Source organism: Roseovarius sp. EC-HK134, assembly GCF_902498815.1.
Lineage (GTDB): Bacteria > Pseudomonadota > Alphaproteobacteria > Rhodobacterales > Rhodobacteraceae > Roseovarius > Roseovarius mucosus_A.
The window spans coordinates 560,220-583,620 of the sequence record NZ_LR701544.1; the positions used below are offsets into that span (position 1 = coordinate 560,220).

General features: G+C 63.3%; 24 protein-coding genes. 9 read left to right on the forward strand and 15 right to left on the reverse strand.

Features of this window, described 5'->3' with window-relative positions; genetic code table 11:
- Positions 1-116: 116 nt before the first annotated feature.
- The 8 genes from GC127_RS06715 to GC127_RS06750 form a co-directional block, all read right to left on the reverse strand.
- Positions 117-1,163, reverse strand: a complete 1,047-nt coding sequence (locus GC127_RS06715; protein WP_151977193.1) for a low specificity L-threonine aldolase — start codon at positions 1,161-1,163, stop codon at positions 117-119.
- Positions 1,163-1,633: a YcgN family cysteine cluster protein gene (locus tag GC127_RS06720; protein WP_008279255.1), complete on the reverse strand. Its 471-nt coding sequence runs from the start codon at positions 1,631-1,633 to the stop codon at positions 1,163-1,165. Before GC127_RS06720 ends, GC127_RS06715 begins: the two co-directional genes overlap by 1 nt.
- Positions 1,630-2,568 (reverse strand): bifunctional riboflavin kinase/FAD synthetase, encoded by a 939-nt coding sequence (locus tag GC127_RS06725; protein WP_151977195.1) that lies wholly within the window; start codon positions 2,566-2,568, stop codon positions 1,630-1,632. The genes GC127_RS06720 and GC127_RS06725 overlap by 4 nt, the downstream gene beginning before the upstream one ends.
- Before the next feature lie 42 nt (positions 2,569-2,610).
- Positions 2,611-5,961, reverse strand: a complete 3,351-nt coding sequence (locus GC127_RS06730) for an efflux RND transporter permease subunit (RefSeq protein ID WP_151977197.1) — start codon at positions 5,959-5,961, stop codon at positions 2,611-2,613.
- Between the two features lie 5 nt (positions 5,962-5,966).
- The gene (locus tag GC127_RS06735; protein ID WP_151977199.1) at positions 5,967-7,418 is read right to left on the reverse strand and encodes an efflux RND transporter periplasmic adaptor subunit; all 1,452 of its coding nucleotides are present in this window, start codon (positions 7,416-7,418) and stop codon (positions 5,967-5,969) included.
- Between the two features lie 105 nt (positions 7,419-7,523).
- Entirely contained in the window at positions 7,524-8,066 is a 543-nt protein-coding gene (moaB, locus tag GC127_RS06740) for a molybdenum cofactor biosynthesis protein B (RefSeq protein ID WP_008279251.1), read from the reverse strand.
- 4 nt (positions 8,067-8,070) lie between these two features.
- A complete protein-coding gene (locus GC127_RS06745) occupies positions 8,071-8,688 on the reverse strand; it encodes a LysE family translocator (RefSeq protein ID WP_198133561.1) in 618 nt (205 codons plus the stop codon).
- Positions 8,688-9,491: a uracil-DNA glycosylase family protein gene (locus GC127_RS06750; RefSeq protein WP_151977201.1), complete on the reverse strand. Its 804-nt coding sequence runs from the start codon at positions 9,489-9,491 to the stop codon at positions 8,688-8,690. Before GC127_RS06750 ends, GC127_RS06745 begins: the two co-directional genes overlap by 1 nt.
- A 179-nt stretch (positions 9,492-9,670) precedes the next feature.
- Here GC127_RS06750 and GC127_RS06755 point away from each other — a divergent pair, with 179 nt between their 5' ends.
- The 6 genes from GC127_RS06755 (at position 9,671) to plsY (ending at position 14,054) form a co-directional block, all read left to right on the forward strand.
- Entirely contained in the window at positions 9,671-10,615 is a 945-nt protein-coding gene (locus tag GC127_RS06755; RefSeq protein WP_037296930.1) for an aspartate carbamoyltransferase catalytic subunit, read from the forward strand.
- Entirely contained in the window at positions 10,612-11,142 is a 531-nt protein-coding gene (locus tag GC127_RS06760; RefSeq protein ID WP_151977203.1) for a hypothetical protein, read from the forward strand. Before GC127_RS06755 ends, GC127_RS06760 begins: the two co-directional genes overlap by 4 nt.
- Positions 11,143-11,162: 20 nt before the next feature.
- Entirely contained in the window at positions 11,163-11,582 is a 420-nt protein-coding gene (locus GC127_RS06765) for a hypothetical protein (RefSeq protein ID WP_254700023.1), read from the forward strand.
- Positions 11,583-11,689: 107 nt separating this feature from the next.
- Positions 11,690-12,172 carry a hypothetical protein gene (locus GC127_RS06770; RefSeq protein WP_151977206.1) on the forward strand — a complete coding sequence of 161 codons (483 nt, stop codon included), beginning with the start codon at positions 11,690-11,692 and terminating at the stop codon, positions 12,170-12,172.
- A complete protein-coding gene (pyrC, locus tag GC127_RS06775; RefSeq protein WP_151977208.1) occupies positions 12,169-13,455 on the forward strand; it encodes a dihydroorotase in 1,287 nt (428 codons plus the stop codon). The genes GC127_RS06770 and pyrC overlap by 4 nt, the downstream gene beginning before the upstream one ends.
- Complete coding sequence (plsY, locus tag GC127_RS06780; RefSeq protein ID WP_151977210.1) at positions 13,446-14,054, forward strand: glycerol-3-phosphate 1-O-acyltransferase PlsY; 609 nt, start codon at positions 13,446-13,448, stop codon at positions 14,052-14,054. The genes pyrC and plsY overlap by 10 nt, the downstream gene beginning before the upstream one ends.
- 298 nt (positions 14,055-14,352) lie before the next feature.
- On the opposite strand, the gene GC127_RS06785 is transcribed toward plsY, so the two are convergent.
- Positions 14,353-15,267 carry a rhodanese-related sulfurtransferase gene (locus GC127_RS06785; protein WP_151977212.1) on the reverse strand — a complete coding sequence of 305 codons (915 nt, stop codon included), beginning with the start codon at positions 15,265-15,267 and terminating at the stop codon, positions 14,353-14,355.
- A 75-nt stretch (positions 15,268-15,342) separates the two neighbouring features.
- Positions 15,343-15,732 carry a hypothetical protein gene (locus GC127_RS06790; RefSeq protein ID WP_237183450.1) on the reverse strand — a complete coding sequence of 130 codons (390 nt, stop codon included), beginning with the start codon at positions 15,730-15,732 and terminating at the stop codon, positions 15,343-15,345.
- Positions 15,733-15,907: 175 nt separating this feature from the next.
- On the opposite strand from GC127_RS06790, the gene pncA reads away from it, so the two are divergent.
- From pncA to GC127_RS06805, 3 genes are read left to right on the forward strand one after another with little or no spacing between them, the layout of a single operon-like run.
- A complete protein-coding gene (gene pncA, locus GC127_RS06795) occupies positions 15,908-16,504 on the forward strand; it encodes a bifunctional nicotinamidase/pyrazinamidase (RefSeq protein ID WP_151977214.1) in 597 nt (198 codons plus the stop codon).
- A gap of 43 nt (positions 16,505-16,547) precedes the next feature.
- Complete coding sequence (locus GC127_RS06800; protein ID WP_151977216.1) at positions 16,548-17,135, forward strand: uracil-DNA glycosylase family protein; 588 nt, start codon at positions 16,548-16,550, stop codon at positions 17,133-17,135.
- Complete coding sequence (locus GC127_RS06805) at positions 17,128-17,913, forward strand: SseB family protein (protein ID WP_151977219.1); 786 nt, start codon at positions 17,128-17,130, stop codon at positions 17,911-17,913. The genes GC127_RS06800 and GC127_RS06805 overlap by 8 nt, the downstream gene beginning before the upstream one ends.
- A gap of 10 nt (positions 17,914-17,923) precedes the next feature.
- On the opposite strand, the gene GC127_RS06810 is transcribed toward GC127_RS06805, so the two are convergent.
- Genes GC127_RS06810 through mreC form a run of 5 tightly spaced genes read right to left on the reverse strand, consistent with a single transcriptional unit; the run spans position 17,924 to position 23,399 of the window.
- Complete coding sequence (locus tag GC127_RS06810; RefSeq protein ID WP_151977221.1) at positions 17,924-18,856, reverse strand: glyoxylate/hydroxypyruvate reductase A; 933 nt, start codon at positions 18,854-18,856, stop codon at positions 17,924-17,926.
- Positions 18,857-18,861: 5 nt separating this feature from the next.
- A complete protein-coding gene (rodA, locus tag GC127_RS06815; RefSeq protein WP_008279236.1) occupies positions 18,862-20,001 on the reverse strand; it encodes a rod shape-determining protein RodA in 1,140 nt (379 codons plus the stop codon).
- A complete protein-coding gene (gene mrdA / locus GC127_RS06820) occupies positions 19,998-21,941 on the reverse strand; it encodes a penicillin-binding protein 2 (RefSeq protein ID WP_008279235.1) in 1,944 nt (647 codons plus the stop codon). Before mrdA ends, rodA begins: the two co-directional genes overlap by 4 nt.
- Positions 21,938-22,477 (reverse strand): rod shape-determining protein MreD, encoded by a 540-nt coding sequence (locus GC127_RS06825; protein ID WP_199861206.1) that lies wholly within the window; start codon positions 22,475-22,477, stop codon positions 21,938-21,940. Before GC127_RS06825 ends, mrdA begins: the two co-directional genes overlap by 4 nt.
- Positions 22,470-23,399, reverse strand: coding sequence for a rod shape-determining protein MreC (gene mreC, locus GC127_RS06830; protein ID WP_008279233.1), 930 nt, complete (start codon positions 23,397-23,399; stop codon positions 22,470-22,472). The genes GC127_RS06825 and mreC overlap by 8 nt, the downstream gene beginning before the upstream one ends.
- Positions 23,400-23,401 lie beyond the last annotated feature (2 nt).

The following is a 23,401-nucleotide window of genomic DNA, read 5'->3' on the forward strand; positions in this document are numbered from 1 at the left end:
CACGGGATCTGCCCCTCCGCCGCACGGATGGCGGGGGGGTTTACGCAGCTTGATGCGGTTACACTTTCTGAAAACCCATGCGCGCGCCGATCGGTGTCGGGTGCCCGTCGGTCGCCTCAGCCTCGCGCAATCTCCAGAAACCGTGCGATCTGTTGCTCTGTCACAGACCAATCGCACACGAACCGCGCCATCAAGGGCTCGTCCGCGGCCCCGCTCTCTAGCGGCCCTTCGTAGAGCCCATAGACCGCCCCTGCCGCCTTGAGGCGCTGATGCGTGGCACGGGGCAGGCGGGCAAAGATCATGTTCACGTCGCGCCCAAACACCATCTCAGCCCCCGGCACATCGCGCAATCCAGCCTCTAACAGCGCGGCGCGGGCATTGGCTTCTTGCGCGGTGCGCAGCCACAGGTGCTCGCGCAGATACCCCAGCATCTGCGCCGACAAATACCGATGCTTTGACACCAGATGCGCCGACCGTTTGCGCCGCAACTCGAATTCCCAGGCATTCTCGGGGTTAAAGAAAATCACCGCCTCAACGCCCAGACAGCCATTCTTGGTGCCGCCCATGGATACCGCGTCAATACCCACCTTCCATGTCATTTCCGCAGGGGTACTGCCCAAGGCCGCTACCGCATTGGCAAAGCGCGCCCCGTCCATATAGCAGGGCAGCCCGTGATCGCGCGCGATCCCGCAGAGCGCCGCAATCTCGGCGCAGGTGTAAATGCGCCCGCGCTCTGTTGCCTGCGTCAGGGCCAGCGGCCCATGCTGCGGATTATGCACATCGCCCGCGGGCCAGAGCGCAATCGCGCGGGCCAGATCCTCGGGCGTCATCTTGTCCGCCTCGCCCACAAGGCTTAGCTTGGCCCCGCCGGTGAAAAACTCGGGCGCGTTGCATTCATCGGTGTGGATATGCGCCAGCGGCGTGCAAAACACCGTCTGCCAGGGCTCGGACAGCGTGGCCAATGCCAGCGCATTGGCCGCTGTGCCCGTGGCCACCAGATAAACGCTGGCTTGCGGGGCCTCGAACACATCGCGCAGCCGGTCTCGCACCTCGTTCATCGGTGCGTCTGTGCCATAAGAGGGCATATGCCCGATATTGACCTCCGCCATCGCCTGCATCACACCGGGCAGCGCCGGACCGGAATTGTCAGAGGCGAATTGCATCAGAGTGGCTCCTCGATGATGTGATCTTCCCAATCCTCTTCGGGCACCTCGAATTCGGGCAGGGTGCGGTGCCGCATCGACACGCCCGCCTCATGCACGCTGTTCGCATCCCCGGAAATCAGCGGGTGCCAGTCAAACAGCGGCTTGCCCAGATACAGCAGCTTATAAGCGCAGGTTTCAGGCAGCCAATAGGCATGGCTTTCAATCGTATGCGGCTTGAGCGTGATGCATTCGGGCACGAATTGATGCCGGATAGGATATTGCGCACAGAGACAACTGGTATCGTCAAACAGGCGACAGGCCACGCGGGTAAAGGCCACCTCGCCGCTCTCCTCATCCTCCAGCTTGTTCATGCAGCATTTGCCGCACCCATCGCACAGCGCCTCCCATTCCGCGCGCGTCATGCGGTCAAGGCGGGTTGTCTCCCAATAGCGCGGGCGCAATCCGCTGCGGTTGATAGGCTCACTCATAATGCAGCCAACACGCTGCGCGCGCGCAGGCAATCGGCATCCATCTGCGCGATAAACGCTTCCAGGCTGTCGAATGTGGCCTCGGGGCGCAGGTATTCTATCAGCCCGACCGACAGGTTGGCCCCATAAAGATCGCCCGTAAAGTCAAAGATGAAGGTCTCGATATTGGCCTCTTCGCCCTGAAACATCGGCCGCACGCCCAGGGAGGCCGCGCCGTGATACTGCCCCTTATGCGGCCCATCCAGCACATCGACCAGCACCGCATAAATCCCGAACTTGGGCGGATGCAGCCCCTTGATCGACATATTGGCCGTGGGATAGCCCAGCGTGCGCCCCCGCTGCTCGCCGCCAATCACCGGCCCGTCGATCCGGTGCCAATGGCCCAGCATGGCCGCAGCGGCGCGTGGCGCACCTTCGCTCAGCGCGGCACGGATCGCGGTCGAGGACACTTGCCCGCTTTCGCCCTCCAACAGCGTGGCGATGGTCACGCCAAACCCCATCTCACGGCCAAACTCTTGCAGTATCGCGGCATTGCCCGCCCGTCCCTTGCCAAAACAGAAATCCGACCCCACCACCACATGCTTCAGGCCCAGCCCATCACGAATGACATTTTCCGCAAAGGCGCGCGGGCTCAGCGCCGCCAGACCCGCGTTGAACTTGATCTCATAAAGCCGCTCAACCCCCAGCTTTTGCAGCCGATGCGCCCGCGCCTCGCGGCCCATCAGGCGAAAGGGGGGCGCATCAGGCGCGAAATACTCGCGCGGATGCGGCTCGAATGTCAGGATACCCAAAGGCGCACCGATGCGCTCTCCCGCAGCGCGCGCCAGTTCGATCACCGACCGATGGCCAATATGGACACCATCGAAATTGCCGATGGCGACGCTCGCGCCCCGGTCGGCGTCGGTGACATAGGTGTAATCACGGATGATACGCATGGCCAGAGGGGTAGCGCCGCAGCGCCGCCGGTGCAAGAGCGTTCAAGCGCTGCGCGGGCGGCGAACTGCGGTCACAAGATAGACCAGCACGAGACCAAGCGCGCTGCCCAACAGAAAGAACACCAGCGCCGCGCCCATTGGCGGCAGCGGTATCATCCCCGCCAGCAGCCCCGGCAAATCCCCTGTCACCACGACCCATCCCATCGTCGCCCCGAACCAGCCCAGCACCATCGCCAACGCTGCCCCCAGCACCCCCTGCAACCCGGCGCGCCGCCCGCGCAATCCCCGCCGAAGCGCGGTCACAGGCCGTGACAGGTCTTGCCCGATGGCCAAAAGGGCAGGCACCACCAACAGCACCAAAATCATGCCAAAGGCCAAACCGTAAACCAGCGTGATGACCGTAGGTTTCAGGAATTGCGCCTGTGTGGATCGTTCAAAAAGCAGCGGGGCCAGCCCCAGAACTGTCGTCAGCGTGGTCAGCACCACCGCGCGCAGCCGGTCGGCGGTGCCCTCGATAATCGCCGGGATCAGCCCGCGCGTCTTGGCATGCTCGTCAATCGACGTGACCAGAACGATGGAATCGTTGATGATGATGCCCGTCATGCCCAGCAATCCCACCACTGTGAACATCGACAGCGGCACGTCCCATTGCGCATGGCCCCAGATCGTGCCCACCAGACCAAAGGGAATGATCGCCATCACCACCATGGGCCGGGTCCAACTGGCAAAGACCAGCGAGAGCACCAGATACACCCCCAAAAGGGTTGCCATCAGCCCCAGCCGCGCATCGGCCATGAATTCATTTTCTTGCTCATTCAGCCCCGCCAGCCGGTATTCCACCTGATAGCGCGCCGCGACATCGGGCAGGATTTCCGCCTCCAGCGCGCGGGAAATCTCGGCGGCGCGCGCGGGGTCATCCTCGGAGATATCGCCCGTCACCGTCACCAGCCGCAGGCCGTTTTCCCGCCGGACCGAGGCAAAGCCGGTGCGCGCCTCAACGCTGACCACATCGACCAGCGGCACATATTGCCCGCCCGGCGTGCGCAACTGCATCCGTTCCAGAAAATCGGCGGTCAATTCGCCCTCGGGCAGTTCAACCCGCACCTCTGCCGACCGTGGCCCGTCCGGGTATGTGGCGGCCTCGATCCCGCTCACCCGGTTGCGCAGGGTTTGCCCCAAATCGTCGATGGTAAAGCCAAGCGCGGACCCCTGCGGTGTCAGGTCCAAAATCAACTCGGCCTTGTCATAGGCGAGCGAATCCTCCAGCCCCGACACCTCCGGATAGCGCGCCAATGCCGCCTTTAACGCCTCGGCGGCGGATTTGAGCTGCTCCGCCTCCGCGCCATAAAGCTGGATATCCAGCGCATCGCCCCCCGGCCCCGCCCGCGATCCGCGAAAGCTCAGCGTTTCGGTCAGCGGATGCTGCACCACCCGCTCCTGCAGATCGGCGACAAAGGCGAAACTGGAATAGGGCCGCAGATCGGCATCAATCAACTCGATGGAAATCCCCCCCTGCAAATCCGCCTCGCGCGTGTCCGACCCCGACAGCCCGCGCCCCGCAGCGCCGCCCAATTGCGCCACCACATAGGCAAGCGGGTTTGCCCCATGCTCGGCCTCATACTCCGCGCCCAACTCTTCGGCGGCGCGCTGCAACGCGCGCATCTGTGCCAGCGTATCCTCTCGCGTGGCCCCCGGCAGCATGGCAAAATTGCCCGTAACACTGCCCTGCTCGGGCGCGTTGAAAAACCGCCATGTCACATCGCCGCGCACGAAACTCGCCACTTGCGTGGCCAACAGCAGCACCGCCGCCGCCAACACGGCATAGCGGCCTCGGATCACCCAGCCCATGAGGGGGCGAAAGGCACGGTCGCGAAACACGCGGAACCCCCGGTTCACCACCCGGCTTGGAATGTCATACCAATGCTCGCGGGCGGAGTGGGCCAGCGCATGCGCCATATGGTTGGGCAGGATCAGGAAACACTCGATCAGGCTCGCCACCAGCACGGCAATCACAGTAAAGGGAATGTCATAGATCAGATCCCCGAACCGCCCGCCAATCACCGCCAACCCGAAAAACGCAATCAGCGTGGTCAGCGTGGCGGCAAAGACCGGCAGTGCCATGCGCGCGGCGGCACGCTCCGCCGCAACCATCGGCGGCTCGCGCAGGCGACGATGCCGCGCATCGGCATGTTCGCCCACCACGATGGCATCATCCACCACAATCCCCAGCGTGATGATCAAGGCGAACAGCGAAATCATGTTGAGCGTCAGACCGGCCGCATACATGAACGCCATCGCCGCCAGCATCGCCACCGGAATCCCCGCCGCCACCCAGAATGCGGTGCGGGCATTGAGGAACAAAAACAGAAGCCCCACCACCAGCGCCAAACCCGTCAGCGCATTTTCCACCAGCATCGCAATCCGGCCGGAAATCGCCTCGGCCCGCGTGCGGATCAGGTCGATGCTCACGCCCTCGGGCAGGGTGTCGGCCATGCGGTCAGCCACCCGCTGCACCTCGGCCTGAATATCGAGCGCATCGCCCCGCGCAGAGCGGTCCACCCGCACGCTCATCGCCGGGGCCTCGCCCACATAATAGGCGAGCGCCCGCGTCGCGCCCTCAACCCGCACCCGGCCCACATCGCCCACTGTCAGCGCGCTGCCATCGGGGGCAATCCGCAGGGTGATCGCGGCAATATCGCGGGCGCTGCGTTTCTGCGTGCCGGTGCGCAGGCGCGTATTGGCCCCGGTCATATCCCCTGCTGGATCGGTGGTGATCTCGGCGGCGATAGCGGCGGCAATCTCGGCCATGGTGATGTCATGGGCGATCAACGCCTGCCCCGGCACCTCGATCACCGTTTCAGGGGCTGCCACGCCCTCGATCGTGGTGCGGGTCACGCCCGCATCGAACAGGCGCGTGACCAACTCATCCGCCAGCCGCGCCAATTGCTCGGTGCCGACCGGCCCGGTGATCACCACATCCGTCACCTGATCGCGCCATGCCCCGCGCCGGACCACCGGCTCATCGGCCTCTTCGGGCAGGGTGGTGATGATATCAAGCGCGGCCTGCACCTCATCCGCCGCGCGGCCCATATCCCAGCCCGGCTCGAATTCCAGCGTGACCAGCGCGCTATTCTCACGGCTGAGCGAAGTGGCCGCTTCGACCCCCTCAACCGCCAAGAGCGCCGGTTCCAGCACCTGCACGATGCCGCCGTCCACATCTTCGGCGCTTGCCCCCTCCCATGCGACCGACACGCTTACATTGTCGATCACCACATCGGGAAAGAACTGCGCCCGCATTTTCGGCAAGGCCATCAGCCCCAAGGCCACCATCAGCACCAACAACAGATTGGCCGCCGTCCGGTGCCGCGTGAACCATGAAATCAGCCCCGCCATCCCGCTCAGCCCCCGATGCGGCGTTCCAGCCGTTCCACCGTGCTCAGCGACACCTCGGGCTGTTCCAACTGCGCCAAAAGGCGGCGCTTGGCCTCTTCGGGCATATCGGTGCTGGCCTCAACATAGGCCCTCAGCCGCGCGCGCCTGTCTGGGCTGAGGGTGACAGTGCCCGCCTCTGGCACGGCCTCGGCGCTCTCCAGCTTGCGCACCTTGATCCCTGCGCCCAGAACCGGCGTGCGCTCGGCCACCACATCGCGCCCCGCCAATCCCGGCGCCGATACCAGAATGTCATTGCCCTGCCGCCGCAAAAGCGTGACCGCCACCGCCTCCAGCCGTTCTTCGGCATCAATCACCAACACCTGCCCATCCGGCCCCAGCGCCGTGGCAGGCAGGCGAATGGCGGCCGCCAACACCGGCTCCTCGACGCTGACAGTTACAAAATCGCCGGGCTTCATCGCAGGTGCCGTCTCCAGCGTGGCAAAGATCAGCCGCCCGCTTTCGCCCTCGGCCAGCGCCGCGCCCTGCCGCGTGATCCGCCCCACCGCGTTCAGATCCACCCCGCCGGTATCCAGCGTCACCGTCACCACCGCGTCAATCAACCCGCCGCTCTCATCCAAAAGCCGCGCATATTGCGCGGTCGAGACGCGAAACGCCACTTCCAGCGCTGTGCCATCCACCAATTGCGCCAGTTGCTCATTGGCCGCCACCAAACGGCCCGCAACCACGCTCACCTCGCTCAGCGTGCCGGTAAATCCGGCGGTGATCCGCGTCTCGGCCAACCGCCGCTCCGCCTCTGACAGCGCCAGTTCGGCCCGCGCCGTGGCGGTCGCCGCCTGATCTATCCGCGCCTCGGCCAAGGCCAGCGCCTGACGGCTGGCCAGCACCGCCTGACGCGCCTGCACCACGTTGAATTCGGCGCTCTCCACAGCGGTCAGCGTGCCCACGCCGCGCGCCTCCAGATCACGTTGCCGCGCCAAGGCACGGTCTTGAATATCGGCCTGCTCGCGCCGGGCGGCCAACTCGTCGCGCGCCAGTTCCAGCGCGCGCGCCGCCTCGCGCGCCTCGGCGCGGGTATCCATCAGGTCGGTGCGCGCCCGCTCCAACGCGCTCTGGGCATCGGCGGGATCAATCCGCGCTAGAAACTGCCCGGCGCGCACCATGCCGCCTTCGACAAACTCGGGCGCCAACTCTGTGATCACCCCCGTCGCCTGCGCGCGAATTTCTAGCGTGCGGCGGCTTTCGATCTGGCCAAAGGCTGTCAGGGTGGGCGCGATCTCGGCCTCAACCGCGCGCACCGTGCGCACGGTAAAACTGCGCTCATTGCGCTCAGGCACCCGCACCTCGCGTGCCATACGCTCTTGCACGGCGCTGACAACGGTCTGTCCGGCATAGGCCAACAGGCCCAAGGTGAGCGAGACCAGAAAGAGCCCGATCAGCCCCTGACGCAAAAACCGCATAGTGCGCAACCTCTTGAACCGGCCCTGCAGACGGGCTGACCCCTGTAATGTAACCCCGACCTACAGAATGCCAAGCCGGGCGCACAGGTCATACGCCGCCGCCCGTCACTTCCGGCGCTTATGCTCGTCAAGTCGCGGCATGATCTCCACAAAATTGCAGGGCCGATGCCGATAATCGAGCTGATATTTCAGGATTTCGTCCCAGGCATCCCGGCACGCCCCCGGGCTTCCGGGCAGCGCAAACAAATACGTGCCCCCCGCCACGCCTCCCGTGGCGCGGCTCTGCACCGCAGAGGTGCCGATCTTCTGCATCGACACAATGGTAAAGACCGTGCCGAAGGCGTCGATTTCCTTCTCATAGACATCGCGATGCGCCTCAACCGTCACATCACGCCCCGTCAGGCCCGTGCCGCCGGTGGAAATCACCACATCAACCTCAGGATCGGCGATCCATTCGCGCAATTGCTCGGCCACCTGATCCCGCTCATCGCGCACGATCATGCGATCCGCGAGGATATGCCCCGCCTCCTCGATCCGCGCCACCAACGTATCGCCCGAGCGATCATCAGACATATCGCGGCTGTCCGATACGGTCAGAACCGCGATACGGACAGGGATGAACTCCTTGCTCTCGTCAATACGGGACATGGGATCAACTCCTTTGCATGAACGCGAGGCGCGCGGCCAACGCCGTAAAGATGGTGGCCGAGGCAAGGCCCAGCCCGCGCGTGAACCTCGGCGAGGTGGCCAATCGACGCCCCAACCCTCCGGCAAAAACCCCGACCGCGCCATTGATCACAAACCCGCCCACCGCAAGGATCAGACCAAAGATCAGAAACTGCGGCAGGATCGCGCGCGCCGGGTCGATGAATTGCGGCACAAAGGCCAGCACAAAAAGGATAACCTTGGGATTGAGCAGGTTCACCAGCATCCCCTCTCGAAAGGCGCGGGCCACGCCCAAAGCAGGCGCATCCGGGCGCATCGGCCCCATCCGCAGCGCGCCCCAAGCCAGCCACAAGAGATAGCCCACCCCCAGCCAGCGAATAATGTCGAGCAGAACCGGCAAGGCGGCAATCGCGGCGGCCAACCCCAGCCCCGCAAGGGTCACATGCACTATGCCCCCCGCCGAAATCCCGGCACTTGCCGCCAGCGCCGAACGTGGCCCCGACCGCAACCCCAGACCGAGGCAGAACATCATATCCGCCCCCGGCGTAAGGTTCAGCGCAAGACCCGCCGGGATGAATGCCAAAAGGGTCAAAGGATCGACGATCACGCGCCCGCCTCCCGTAACCGCGCCTTGAGTGCCAATAAATCCGCCCAGGCCTCGCGCTTGGCCGCAGGGTTGCGCAACAGATAGGCCGGGTGAAACATCGGCAAGGCCGGTTTGCCATAGGCCTCGGCCCACTGCCCGCGCAGCCGCGTGATCCTGCGTTGGCCCAATCCCGCCTCACAACTGATATTGCCCATCAGCACGATCACTGCCGGGTTCACCAATCCCACATGCCGCGCCACAAAGGGCCGCATCATCGCGATTTCCTCTGCATTGGGATCGCGGTTCTGGGGGGGGCGCCACGGCAGGACATTGGTGATATAGACCGCGTCTTGTGGCGCTTGCGCCCCACGGCTCAGCCCAATCGCCTGCACCATCCGGTCCAGCAATTGGCCCGCGCGACCGACAAAGGGCTTGCCCTGCTGATCCTCATCTCGCCCCGGCGCTTCACCGATGATCATCACCCGCGCCGCAGGATTGCCATCGCTGAACACCAGATTGCGCGCCCCGCGCCGCAGGTCGCAATGCGGATAGGCCCCAAGGGCCGCGCGCAGCCCCTCCAAATCCATGGCCGCCGCCGCTGCTGCGCGCGCAACCTCTACCGGATCAACGCCCGCGCCCAGGCTTGGCGCTGTCAGCGCGGCGGGTTTGGCCTCTGTCTTGGGCACCGCCGCCGGCTTTGCGACTTTCTCGGGCAGCTCATACCGATTGATGGGCGCATCGCCAATCGCCTCGGTCGCGCCAAGCTCGATCTGCCAGATCAGACTGGCCAAGGCATCATGGGGGCTGAGCATCGATTCCATGCGCCAGACGCTACCCCGTGGCGCGCCCCGGTGAAAGAGCCATGATCGCGCAGCTTTGGCCCGTCAGAAATTTGAGTATCTGCAGAACGACGAAAGGCAATCACCTGCGCGCAATCCGCGCCTTGCCCTGCGACACCTGCGGTCTTACAAAGCAGGGCGGAACGGCTCTGGAGGGCGGCATGACATTTCCACACGCGCATCTTCTGGGGATCGAGCCGCTATCCCCGGCGGATATCACCGCGATCCTTGATCTGGCCGAGGAATACGTGACCCTCAACCGCAGCGCCACCAAACATGGCGATGCCTTGGCGGGGCTCACGCAGATCAATATGTTCTTCGAGAATTCCACCCGCACACAGGCCAGTTTTGAGCTGGCAGGCAAGCGTCTGGGCGCGGATGTGATGAATATGGCGATGCAGGCCTCCAGCCTCAAAAAGGGCGAAACCCTGATTGATACCGCCCTCACGCTCAACGCCATGCACCCCGATCTTCTGGTGGTGCGCCATCCCCATTCCGGCGCGGTCGACCTCTTGGCGCAAAAGGTGCGCTGCGCGGTGCTCAATGCGGGCGACGGGCGGCATGAACACCCCACTCAGGCGCTCTTGGATGCGCTGACGATCCGCCGCGCCAAAGGGCGGTTGCACCGGCTGACCATCGCCATCTGCGGCGACATCGCCCATTCCCGCGTTGCGCGCTCGAATATCCTGTTGCTGGGCCGGATGGAAAACCGCGTTCGCCTCATCGGCCCGCCCACGCTCATGCCTGCTGGCATCGACGCCTTTGGCGTCGAAGTCTATGACGACATGCGCCGTGGGCTAGAGGGCGCTGATGTGGTGATGATGCTGAGGCTGCAAAAGGAACGCATGGATGGCGGCTTTATCCCGTCAGAGCGCGAATATTACCACCGCTACGGGCTCGACGCTGAAAAGCTGGCCCATGCCAAGCCCGACGCCATCGTCATGCATCCCGGCCCGATGAATCGCGGCGTTGAAATCGACGGCGAGATTGCCGACGACATCAACCGCTCGGTCATTCAGGATCAGGTCGAGATGGGCGTCGCCGTGCGCATGGCCGCGATGGACCTTCTGGCGCGCAACCTGCGCGCCCGCCGGGCGGCGGCATGAGCACGGTTTTGCGCATCCCCGCCGGTGAGGCGCATGTCGTGCGCCTCTTTGCCGTGGACGAGGATCGCGCCAACCCCCATGCCGATGATGCCATCCTTGCCGCGCTGGGCGCAGGCCCGCTCAAGACGTCGGAAATCGAGCTTTTCGATCTGGCGGATTTGCAAGGCATGACGCTCACCGATTATCTGGCCGAGGGTCACGGCATCGCCGCCGCCGAACTTTCCCCGATGCAGCCTCAGGTCAATGGCCTGAAGGGTCGCGTGCTGATCCTGCCCTCACGCGCCTTTGAAGGGCGCGCTCAGGAAATGCGACCGCGCGCGCCCCTGCGCCTTGTCGCGCGCTTTTCCGAAGAGGTGGCGCCGGTGCGTTTCACCCCCCTGCCTACCGGCAGCGCCGAGGGCCTGCTCACCCCCCGCGCCAATGCCCGCCCGCAGGGTGCGGGGCGGTTGCGGCTCATGGCCTTTGCCGTGCTGGCGCTCATGGCCATCGGCGCGGCCGTCGCCATTGGCCTTGCGGTGAAACTATGAGCGAGGGGCTCATTCATTCCATGACCCCCACCTCCCCGCTGGCAGAGGGTGAGCACGTGATCACAAGCTTTCACCCCGACCGTGCCGCCTATCGCCGTGACCATGCTTGGCTTGCGGCGGGGGCCATGGCGCTGGGCATGGCGATCCTTTGGGCTATTGGCAATCCGCATGTCTGGACCGGGGCTGTGGGCGGGCTTGCCGCGATTGCCGTGCGGGGGTTTTATGTCGCCTCGGATGAATTGAAGGCACGCTGGGATCTGACCGACCGGCGGCTCCTTGGCCCCCAAACCCGCGTTGTGCGGCTCTCAGAGATCAAGACGGTCCGGGGCTTGGGCAGCGCCGTTCAGGTGATCACCGCCACGGGCGACAAGCACCTCATCAAATATCAGGCCGACCGCGCCGGCACCGAGGCGCGTATACGCGCCGCCGCAGGACTATAAGAGGACAGGATGCAGGAACCCAAAGACCCACGCATGTCCGGCAAGATCGCCATGGCCGCCCTTCTGGTGATCGCGGCGCTGACCGTGGTCATGGTCTGGGTGGCGGGATGAGCGAGGGGTCGCGGTGGGACGCGCATCTTGACCCGCAAGACATCCTCTTGCGCGGGGCCAGCAATTCTTATGTCCCGCCGCTTTGGCGAACCGCGCTCGAAATCGTGGCTGGCCTGTTTATCCTTTTTCTTGGGTGGCTGTACATTTCGCAGAACGCGCCCGAGCGCCTAGATCGGTTCTGGGGAAAGACGATGGCGCTTTTTCTTTTCTTCCTGTTTGGCGTGCCTGTCCTCTCTCGCCGTATTCGATGGAACGCTGGGCGAGAGTGGGCGATCACGGCATCCGCCATTCATTTCAACAATCGGCCCAATATTTCCATCGCGGATTTAAGCCATGTCCGTGGATGGGGGCACGACGTTGTCTTGATACGGCCCGATACGGGCTGGATGAACGTAAGACTGATGAAAGTTGAGAACGCGGCTGAGACGCGCGAATTGCTGCGGGATCTGATCCGCAGTCGAGAGAAAGTAACCGTATGACCCAAACCCTTTTCACAAACGCCCGCCTGATTGATCCCGAGGCAGGAACGGATGCTCCCGGCTGGCTCCTGATCGACAAGGGCGTGATTGCCGCGCGCGGCACGGATGCCCCACCGCAGGCCGAGGTCGTGATGGATTGCAGCGGCCATTGCCTTGCCCCCGGTATCGTCGATATCGGCGTCAAGGTGTGCGAACCGGGCGAGCGGCACAAGGAAAGCTATCGCTCTGCGGGCCTTGCGGCGGCGGCGGGCGGTGTGACCACGATGGTCACGCGCCCCGATACATCCCCCGCCATCGACAGCCCCGAGGTGCTGGAATTCGTCGCCCGCCGCGCCAATGAGGCCGCACCCGTCAATGTGCTGGTCATGGCCGCGCTGACCAAGGGGCGGCAGGGCCGCGAGATGACCGAAATCGGCTTTCTCATGGACGCAGGGGCCGTGGCCTTTACCGATTGCGACCATGTGGTCAGCGATACCAAGGTTCTCAGCCGCGCACTGACCTATGCCCGCAGTCTGGGCGCGCTCGTCATCGGCCATCCCCAAGATCCTGGCCTTAGCGCCGGTGCGGCGGCCACCTCTGGCAAATTCGCGAGCTTGCGCGGCCTGCCTGCCGTCTCGCCCATGGCCGAGCGGATGGGGCTCGACCGCGACATCGCCCTCTTGGAAATGACCGGCGCGCGCTATCACGCCGACCAGATCACCACAGCCCGCGCGCTGCCCGCCTTGGCCCGCGCCAAGAAGAACGGGCTCAATATCACCGCAGGCACGTCCATCCACCACCTCACGCTCAATGAACTCGACGTGTCGGATTACCGCACCTTCTTCAAACTCAAACCGCCGCTCCGCTCCGAGGATGATCGCCAAGCGGTGATCGAGGCGCTGCGCGAAGGGCTGATCGACATCATCTCCTCAATGCACACGCCGCAGGACGAGGAATCCAAACGCCTGCCCTTTGAAGAAGCGGCGAGCGGTGCCGTGGCGCTTGAAACCCTGCTGCCCGTCGCACTCCGGCTGTACCATGCCGAGGCGCTCGATTTGCCCGCCCTCTTTCGCGCCATGTCGCTCAACCCTGCCAAACGTCTGGGGCTGGCCTCGGGGCGGCTCAGCATCGGCGCGCCTGCCGATCTGGTGCTTTTTGATCCGATGAAACCCTTCGTGCTCGACCGCTTCGCGCTCCGCTCAAAATCCAAGAACACCCCCTTTGATGGCGCGCGCCTGCAAGGTAAGGTCTGCGCAACCTATGTCGCAGGCACCCGCGTATATGAGGCCGACACATGCCCCTGATCGAAACCACCACCACTTTTCTGATCCTCTGGGCCGTGATCGGCTATCTCTTGGGCTCCATCCCCTTTGGGATGGTGCTGGCGCGGGTCATGGGGCTTGGCAACCTGCGCGAGATCGGATCGGGCAATATCGGGGCCACGAATGTCTTGCGCACCGGCAACAAAACCGCCGCCGCGCTCACCCTTCTTCTCGATGGTGGCAAGGGGGCTGTGGCGGTGCTCTTGGCGCGGGCCATGGCCGGCGAGGATGCGGCGCAACTGGCGGCGCTCAGCGCCTTTCTTGGCCATTGCTACCCGGTCTGGATCGGGTTTCGCGGCGGCAAGGGGGTGGCAACCTTTCTGGGAATTTTCCTCGCCCTCGCATGGCCCGTGGGTCTGGCCTGCTGCGCCACATGGCTGGTGACGGCGCTGGTCACGCGGGTCTCGTCCAAGGCCGCGATCATGGCGGCGGCGCTCTCGACCGGCTGGATGGTGGTGCTGGGATACGGCACGGGCATGGTGCTGGCCTTCGTGCTGTCGCTGATGGTCTTCTGGCGGCACCGCGACAATATCGCCCGGATCAAGGCGGGCACAGAGCCGAAGATCGGGCAAAAGGGGTAGGGGGCGGATTAGCGCCTCATCCCCAATCGCTAAGCCGCGCGGATCGCTGGGCCGCGGGACGGCCCAGCGATCCGCGCGGCGGCGCTTCGCGCCTTGTTCCGCGCGGGGGGTTTTAACGGACATTCGCCCCAATCACCGCCGCGCAGCGCCCGACCGCCCCCTCGGGCGGGCGCTTTTGCAACGTATCGCCTCAGCGAGAACGCGGAAGAGTTGGCAGGCATAAACTGCCCATCACTTCTGTTGCTGCGCCCACCCGGCGGTCAGGCACCGCGCAGCTTGCGGCAAGACGCACCGCCTCTCACCCCTCGTGAACAATCTTGATATGCCGCGCGCCCCGCGCCTCGGCCAGACCCATCTGCTTTTGCCGCTCACGAAACCGCGCCTTGTCCTCGTCGCTGGTCTCGTTCACGCAGTGATGACAGGCGACGCCCTCTTCATACTCGGGCCGGTCCATATCGGCAGGCAGGATCGGCCGCCGACAGGCATGACACAACCGATGCGGCCCTTCTTTCAGCCCGTGCCCCACCGACACGCGCCCATCAAACACGAAACACTCCCCGCGCCACGTGCTCTCCGCTTCAGGCACCTCTTCGAGATATTTCAGAATACCGCCCTTGAGGTGATAGACCTCCTCCACCCCCTGTCCCAAAAGGTAATTGGTGGATTTCTCACAGCGAATGCCCCCCGTGCAGAACATCGCGATCCGCTTGTTGTGAAAGCGGTGCTTGTTTTCCTCCCACCACGCCGGGAAATCGCGGAATGTCGCCGTCTGCGGATCAACCGCCCCCTCAAAGGTGCCAATTGCCACCTCGTAATCATTCCGCGTGTCGATCACCGCCACATCCGGACTGCGGATCAGATCATTCCATCCGGCAGGCTCAACATAATGCCCGACCCGCGCGCGCGGATCGACATCCGGCTGCCCCATGGTCACAATCTCTTTCTTCAGCCGCACCTTCATCCGGCGAAAGGGCTGCGTTGCCGTCGCGCTTTCCTTCCATTCCAGACCGTCGCAGCCGGGCAGGGCGCGGATATGCGCCAGCACAGCAGAAATCCCCGCCGCAGGCCCGGCAATCGTGCCATTGATGCCCTCGCGCGCGAGCAAGAGCGACCCGCTGATCTTTTCCGCGTCGCACAGCGCCTGCAACGGCCCCTGCACAGCGGCGGGATCGTCAAAGCGGGTGAAATGATAGAGGGCTGCAATCTTGTACATGCCGCGCGATTTACGCCCCCGCGCAGGCCCTCGCAAGAGGGCATTCCGACGCTTTTGGCCTGCAAGGGCCGCGCGTCACCCCGCCCCTTCCGAGATCAAAAGCTCTGTCGGCTGGCCGCCAATTCCATAAACCCGCACCCAGATATAGCGGCTCCGCCCTGTCAGCACCCACTCGGGCAGATATTCAGAACCGGGCATGATGCGACAGCGCCCGGCAATTCGGGCGCGCATCTCGCGCGAGGCAAAGACCGGGTCCGATTGATCGCCGTCATGGCGGATGCCAAAGCGGTGAAAATTTGCCCGGTCTTGCTGAACAACCGCGCAGAAATCCCCCAATCGTTGCCCTTGCGAATTCCGCATATCCTCGACCCCGAGAGAGGTGTAATATTCCGCGATCAACTCTTGCGCGACACTGGGCGATGCGGTCAGACATGCCCCAAAAATCATGGCTAGAATGCGTTTCATGTTTTTCCCCTGCTGAAAATGACGATCCCGAATAGTTGCGTTCAGACTGGCATGTTCTGCATTGCGGGGCAACTTTGAGGGTATCACACCGGTCGGCACGCGGCAGAATAGACGGCGCGAGGTGATTGACGCCCGTTTCCATGGCCCTTACCTCTGCGCTTGAAGGAGCCATGCCATGACATCTGCCCTCATCGTGATCGACCTGCAAAACGATTTCTGCCCCGGTGGCGCGCTCGCCGTTCCAGAGGGGGATCAGATCGTGCCCGGCATCAACGCCCTCATGCCGGAATTCCGGGCAGTGATCCTCACACAGGATTGGCATCCCTCGGGCCATTCCTCCTTCGCGTCCTCGCATCCCGGAAAATCTGCCTATGAAATGACCGAGATGCCCTATGGCCCCCAAGTGCTCTGGCCTGACCATTGCGTTCAGGGCAGCAATGGGGCCGCCTTTCACCAAGATCTGAACACAGCGCGCGCCGACCTCATCCTGCGTAAAGGGTATAATCCCGCCATCGACAGCTATTCGGCGTTTTTCGAGAATGACCGCGCCACCCCGACCGGGCTGCATGGCTATCTGCAAACGCGCGGTATCACCGACCTCACCATGGTCGGCCTCGCCACCGATTTCTGCGTCAACTACTCAGCGCTCGACGCCGCCCGGCTGGGCTACCGCGTCACCGTCCGGCGCGATCTGGCGCGCGGCATCGACCTTGGCGGATCACTGGCGGAGGCAGAGGCGGGGATGACGGCGGCGGGGGTGACCCTCTTATGAGGGCCAACCTTACAAAATCACCTTACAAAACGTAAGGTTCGTCATGTCCGACCTCACCGCCGAGATCCGCGCCTGTCGCCTCTGCGCGGACCGTTTCGCAGCCACGCACACCGCGCATGCGCCCCGCCCCGTGGTCTGGTTTCAACCCACGGCGCGACTGCTTATCGCCGGACAGGCACCGGGGCTGCGGGTGCATCAATCGGGCAAGCCATTTGATGATCCTTCGGGGGACCGGCTGCGCGATTGGCTGGGGCTAAGTGCCTGTGAATTCTACGATAAATCCCGCGTCGCGATCGTGCCAATGGCCTTTTGCTTTCCGGGCTACGATGCCAAGGGATCAGATCTGCCGCCGCCGCGCATCTGTGGCCGCACATGGCATGAGCGCGTCATGCAAGCCCTTGAAAACGTGAGATTAACCGTGCTTGTCGGCGGCTATGCCCACAAGTATCACTTAGGCGTCAAGACCGGTGTAACCCAAACCGTTCAGGCATGGCGCGACCATGCACCGCGGATTTTCACCTTGCCGCATCCCTCGTGGCGCAATACCGCTTGGCTCAAGAAACATCCGTGGTTCGAGGCCGACGTTCTGCCGGAATTACGCGCACAAATTCAAAGGGTTATCCATGACTGACCTGACCCCGCTCGACATCGCCCATGCCGCGATGGAGGCGGCCCCCGAGGATGCCACCGCCCGCTTGCGGTTTTACGAGACCTTGGTGGCAAGCGAGCTGTATCTCTTGCTAAAATCCGAGGTAGATGGCGACCAACTCGACCCGGAAGTATTTGATTTATCAGATCATTCTTTCGTTCTCGTGTTTGATCGCGAAGACCGCTTGGCGCAATTCGCAGGCCGGATCGTGCCCTACGCGGCGCTCAGTGGGCGCAGTATCGCGACCATGCTGGCGGGGCAGGGGGTGGGCCTTGGTGTCAATCTCGACGTGGCATCTTCCTCTATCCTGCTTCCGCCAGAGGCGGTGGATTGGCTGGCCGAAACCCTCTCCGACGCCCCCTCAGAGATCGAGGCGAAGCCGGAAAAGCTAAGCGCGCCCAAAGGCTTGCCCGAAAACCTCTTGATTGCACTCGATGCGCGACTGGCCACGATGGCGGGGCTCGCGGACCTCGCCTATCTCGCCCGCGTGACCTATGACACCGGTGCGCAGGGGCATTTGCTGGGCTTTGTCGGGGCGGACCCGCAGGCGCAAAGCGCCTTGGCCCGCGCCGTGTCCGAGGTGCTGATCTTTTCGGGGCTTGAGGCGGCCGCACTTGATGTGGCCTTCTTTGCCGCCTCCGATCCGGTCGCGGCACGTCTGGCACACTGCGGATTGCGCTTTGATCTGCCCGAACCGCCCCGGCCAACGGTCCGCGCGGCACCCGGCTCTGACCCGGATAAACCGCCACTTCTCAGATAGTTAGCTGGGTTCAATACCCTTTGCTGCGATCCACCAGATGCAAGAACGGCTCACCTGCCTCACCGCGCCGGACATTCTCGATGATCACCCGCGCCGCCGTGATGGCCCGCGTTTCAGAGGCGATATGCGGCGTTACCGTCACACGTGGATGCGCCCAATAGGGATGCGCGGGCGGCAACGGCTCCACCCGGAACACATCCAGCGTGGCATGTCCGATATGCCCTGCGTCCAACGCAGCCAAAAGCGCATCATCGTCTATCAGTGGCCCGCGTCCAGGGTTCACGATCATCGCGCCCTCTGGCAGAAGGGCCAGCCGTTCGGCATTTAAAAGGTTTTCGGTCTCAGCTGTCAAAGGCAGCAAAAGCACAAGAATTTCAGCGCTTTGCAACGCCTTGATCAGCCCATCATCCCCCGAAAGACAGGCGATGTCCGACACCTCGCGCGGGCTTCTGCTCCAGCCCGTAACCGGAAACCCAAGACCGCGCAGCGCCTTGGCGCAGGCCTGCCCCAGAACGCCCAGCCCCAACACGGTAACCGGGCGATCCTCGGCCAGAGGGGGGATGGTCTTGCGCCAGACCCCGTCCTGCCCAAGAATATGCGCATCCATCCCCAGATGATGCCGCAGCACATGGCCCGTGACCCATTCCACCATCCCTTGCGTCAGCCCATGATCGACCATCCGCGCCAACGGAACCTTTAGCGTTTGATTTCCAACGATATTCTCTACCCCAGCCCAGAGGTTCAGAACCGCCTTGAGGCGCGTATAGGGGGTAAAATCCTGCACTGCGCTATTGGGCGCGTAGATCATGTAGTCCACCTCTTCGGGGGGCAGATCAAGCGCGAGGTTCGCCGTGACACCTGCCTCAGAGAGGGCTGATTTCAAAGGGTTTTCATAGATGTCCCACTGCTCGGGCCGAGCAGCAAAAAGAATATTGGGTGTCATTTGTCCTACCTTGGTTTGTGAATATGCGCGCTCTGGACAAGGCCAAAACCGACCATGAGCACAAGCATCGCCGATCCGCCATAGCTGACCAGTGGCAGCGGCACCCCGACCACGGGCATAAGGCCCATGACCATCGCCATATTAACGGCGAAGAACAGAAAAAACGTCATCGCGACCCCGAGAATGAGCAGGGATGAATAGCGGTCCTTGTTGCTGAATGCCGCAGAGACGCAGAACACAAGGATCAGCGTATAAAGTCCCAGAATGGAAATCCCGCCGATAAAACCGAATTCCTCGGCTAGGGTCACGAAGATAAAGTCCGTATGCTTCTCTGGCAGAAAGTTGAGCCGCGATTGCGTACCCTGCATAAAGCCCCGCCCGGTCCAGCCGCCAGAGCCAAGCGCGATCTTGGATTGGGTGATGTGATAGCCCGCGCCAAGTGGATCATTGTCGGGATTGAGAAAGGTGTCGATCCGGCGATATTGATAATTTTCAAGCAGTTGCCAATCTGTGCCGCGGCTTTCGAACACTGCAAACACAAGCGCGACCACCGCGAGGATGACCGTGGCGAAATAGGCCCAATGCACCCCCGCCACAAACATAACCACCCCTCCTGCCGCCAACAGCAGGATCGAGGTGCCAAGGTCAGGCTGACGCAGCACGAGAGCCACCGGGGTCAGGATCAGCCCCACCGGGATCAACACCCAAATGGGCCGCGATACCCGCGACATCGGCAACCAATCGTAATAGGCGGCCAATAGCATCACGAGCGTGATCTTGACCAGCTCCGAGGGCTGAAGTCGCATAAACCCAAGGTCGATCCAGCGCTGTGCGCCCTTGCCCTCCACCCCGACCAGCGCCACGGCAATCAACAGGGCCAGGGAAATGAGATAGGCAAGCAGCGACATGTTCCGCCAGAACCAGATTGGGACCATCGCCACGATCAGCATCACCGCCAACCCGAGGGCAAAGCGTTTCATTTGCGGCTCTGCCCAGATTGACAGGTTCCCGCCCGCAACCGAGTAGAGCATCAGAAATCCCACGCCCGCAACAGTGCAGAGCAAGAGCACCAGTGGCCAGTTGAGGTACAGGATCTTGCGTGCGCCAGACGGGGCTGTCTTGATGGAGTGCTCGAGATAGCTCATGCGCGGTCGCTGTCCTCTGGTGTCGGTCGAGAGCGGGCCGCGCGCAGTTTTTCCTGTTGTGCCTTGATCCGGGGGCGGTCTGCCTCGGGATAGGCGGCCAGCGGTGGGTCCTCGCCATAGAGCGCTTGAAGGGTGATGTCGCGGGCAATCGGTGCTGCCGCCGTTGAACCGCCGCCGCCATGTTCCACCACAACTGCCACGGCATATTTTGGGGCATCATAGGGTGCAAAGCTGACAAAAAGCGCGTGATCGCGCTGTTCGCGGGGCAGGGCATCGTTGCTGAGCACGCCTGTCGCCCGCTCACCGGTCGAGATGTTGCGCACCTGGCTTGTGCCGGTCTTACCCGCAAGGCGAAAGGCATCCTCGATGATGCGGCTGCGATAGGCGGTGCCACGGTTGCTGTTGGTGACGGCATACATCGCGCGCCGCACCTCGCGCAGAAGGTTCTCGTTCAGGCCCATAGGCTCGCCATGGCCTGAGGGCTGCTCGACCCCGTCGATGGATTTGACCAGTCGGGGCGTCACGCTTCGGCTGGTGGCCAAACGTGCGGTCATTACCGCCAGTTGCAGCGGCGAGGCCAGCACGAATCCCTGTCCGATCGAGGCATTGGCGCTGTCCCCCACAACCCACGGCTCGCCACGATTGGCCACTTTCCATTCGCGGGTCGGTGCTAACCCTTTGGCAACACTGGTCATGGGTAGGTCGAACTGCACCCCAAGACCAAGCCTCTCGGCCATCGCGCTGATATTCTCGATACCGGTCCGCAGGGCGAGTTCGTAGTAATAGACGTCGCAACTTTCGCGCAACGAAAGGTGGAGGTCCATGTTGCCGTGCCCGCCGCGTTTCCAACAGTGAAAGCGGCGGCCACTGATTTCCAGATGGCCGGGGCAATAGACCGTATCCTGAAGCGAGACATCCCCCGCCTCAAGCGCCGCAAGCGCTGTCACCATCTTAAAGGTAGAGCCCGGAGGATAGATGCCCTGCACTGCCTTGTTGGGCAGGGGGCGATAGGGATCGTCCAGCAAGGCGCGATAATCCGCAACCGAGATACCACGCACAAAGAGGTTGGGATCGTAGCTGGGCGAAGAGGCACAGGCCAGAATATCGCCTGTCTCACAGTCGATCATCACCACGGCGGCGCTCTCGCCATCTAGGCGGGCATTGGCATAGGTTTGCAATTCGTTGTCGAGCGTCAATTGGATATCCGAGCCGGGTTGCCCCTCTTGGCGGTCCAATTCGCGCATCACGCGCCCGGCGGCGTTCACCTCAACCCGTCGCGTGCCCGCAGAGCCACGCAAGAGGTTCTCACGCTGCGCTTCAAGCCCGATCTTGCCGATCTGGAAACGAGGCAAGCGCAAAAGCTGTTCTGGCGCGTCGATCCGATCCAGATCGCGGTCGCTGACTGGCCCGACATAGCCCACCACATGGGCATGATCATCCCGCAGCGGATAGCGGCGAGACAGCCCCACCTCTGGATGAACACCGGGTAAAGCAGGGGCGTTGACCGCAACCCGGCTGATATCCTCCCAGGTGACACGATCTGCCACTGTCACAGGGGTATCGCCACGCAGCTCTTTTAACTCGCGACGGGCCTTTTCCAGCTCTCCGGGGTCCAACTCGACCAAACGCGCCAGGCGGGCGATCACCTCGTCCACGTCCCGCGCCTGTTCGCGGATCATGGTGATCCTGTAGCTGGGCACATTCTCGGCGATGATCCGACCTTCGCGGTCAAAAATCCGCCCGCGCGTGGGGGGGATCAGTTGAATGTTGATGCGGTTCTCGTCAGCCAAGAGGCGGAACTGATCGGCCTGTTCCAACTGCATATACCGCATGCGCAGCGCAAGCGCGCCCATCACGCCCAGTTGTAGCCCGCCCACGACCAGCCCGCGCCGGGTGATCCGACGCTGGCTCTCGGCGGTATCGCGGGGCGGGCGCCTCATGGCCGCATCCCCGCAGGATCAAGATCACCGGGCGCACGTTTCCGCACACCAAACAGGGCATGTGACAGAAAGGCGATGGCAGGATAGGCGATCAAGGTAGACATCAGTTGCATGAGGCTCAGACCGAGCGGTGCCTGATCCACCATCAGAATGGCCAGGATAACGCGGTTGGCCACGGTCATCACGATCATGGAACTGGCGACCGAGGCCCATTCTGCCGCAAATGTCAGATCGCGCAATGCGGATGCACGATTGCGTAGGGTCTGCGTGCCGATCACCATCAGTGCCGCCCACAGGCCCGGTGGGCGCTGCAACATAAGATCAAGTCCAAGTGCCACCAGTCCAACCAACAGCACCGGCACATAGTCAGGTCGGCGCACCGCCCAAGCAAAGGTCAGCGCCATCACCAGATCGGGCCCGGCCCATTTCGGCGGCGTATGCGCCAACGGCAAAAGATGCAGAAACAGAAGGGCAATACAAAGCGCCAGATAAAGCGCACGCATGACCCAGGAACGAGGCAAGAGCGCATCAACCATTCTCAGCCTCCGCCGCTTCGGTCGCATCTGGGGCGGTCTCGGGATTCTCGCTGCCGGGCAGGCTTGATGGGGAAATCAGCCGTCCGGGGTCGGTCAGGCGCTCGTTCTCGTAACTGCGCAGCACGCGCAGAAATTCCAGCCGCTCGTAATCTGCGGAGATCCGCACGCGCATCCGCCCGCCGGGATCTTCGGCCAATTGACCGACCAGCAAGCCCGCCGGAAACACCCCGCCATCGCCCGAGGTCAGCACCCGATCGCCGGGGCGTACCTGATCCGGGGCTTCAACGAAATCAACCACCGGTGCGATGGAATTGTCGCCAATGATCAACGCACGCTGTCCCGAGGGCTGGATCGTGACGGGGATACGGCTCGAGGTGTCGGTCAGCAGGATTACCCGCGCAGTGTTCCGCCCGACGCCGGAAATCCGCCCCACCAGCCCCAGACCGTCCATCGCCGCCCAGCCATCCTTGATGCCATCGCGCGCGCCCACGTTGATCAATACGGATTGCCGAAAGGGCGACCCGCTGTCGGCCATGACCACGCCCGTCACAAATGTCAGGCGCGGGTCAAGTTGCACATTGTTGAGGTCCAAGAGGCGCGCGTTTTCCTGCTCCAGCTGCAGCGCGGCCTCTTTCCACGCTTTCATCTGTTGCAACTCGCGGCGTAGATCCTGATTTTGCTGATACATGCGCTGATAGCTCTGGAAATCGCGCAAGATATTCACCGCCCCGGTGACCGGTGCCATCGCCCAGTCGAATGAGGGCACGACCCGATCCACCACCTGCGCGCGAAATCTTTCGACCCGCGGGCTGTCGATCCGCCAGACCAGGAAGATGCCGAGCAGACACAACAGGAGGACCCCCAGAAGCAGGCGCTTCAGCGGGCCACTGTAATCCTCGCCTTGTCCGCGGTCTCTCGCCACGA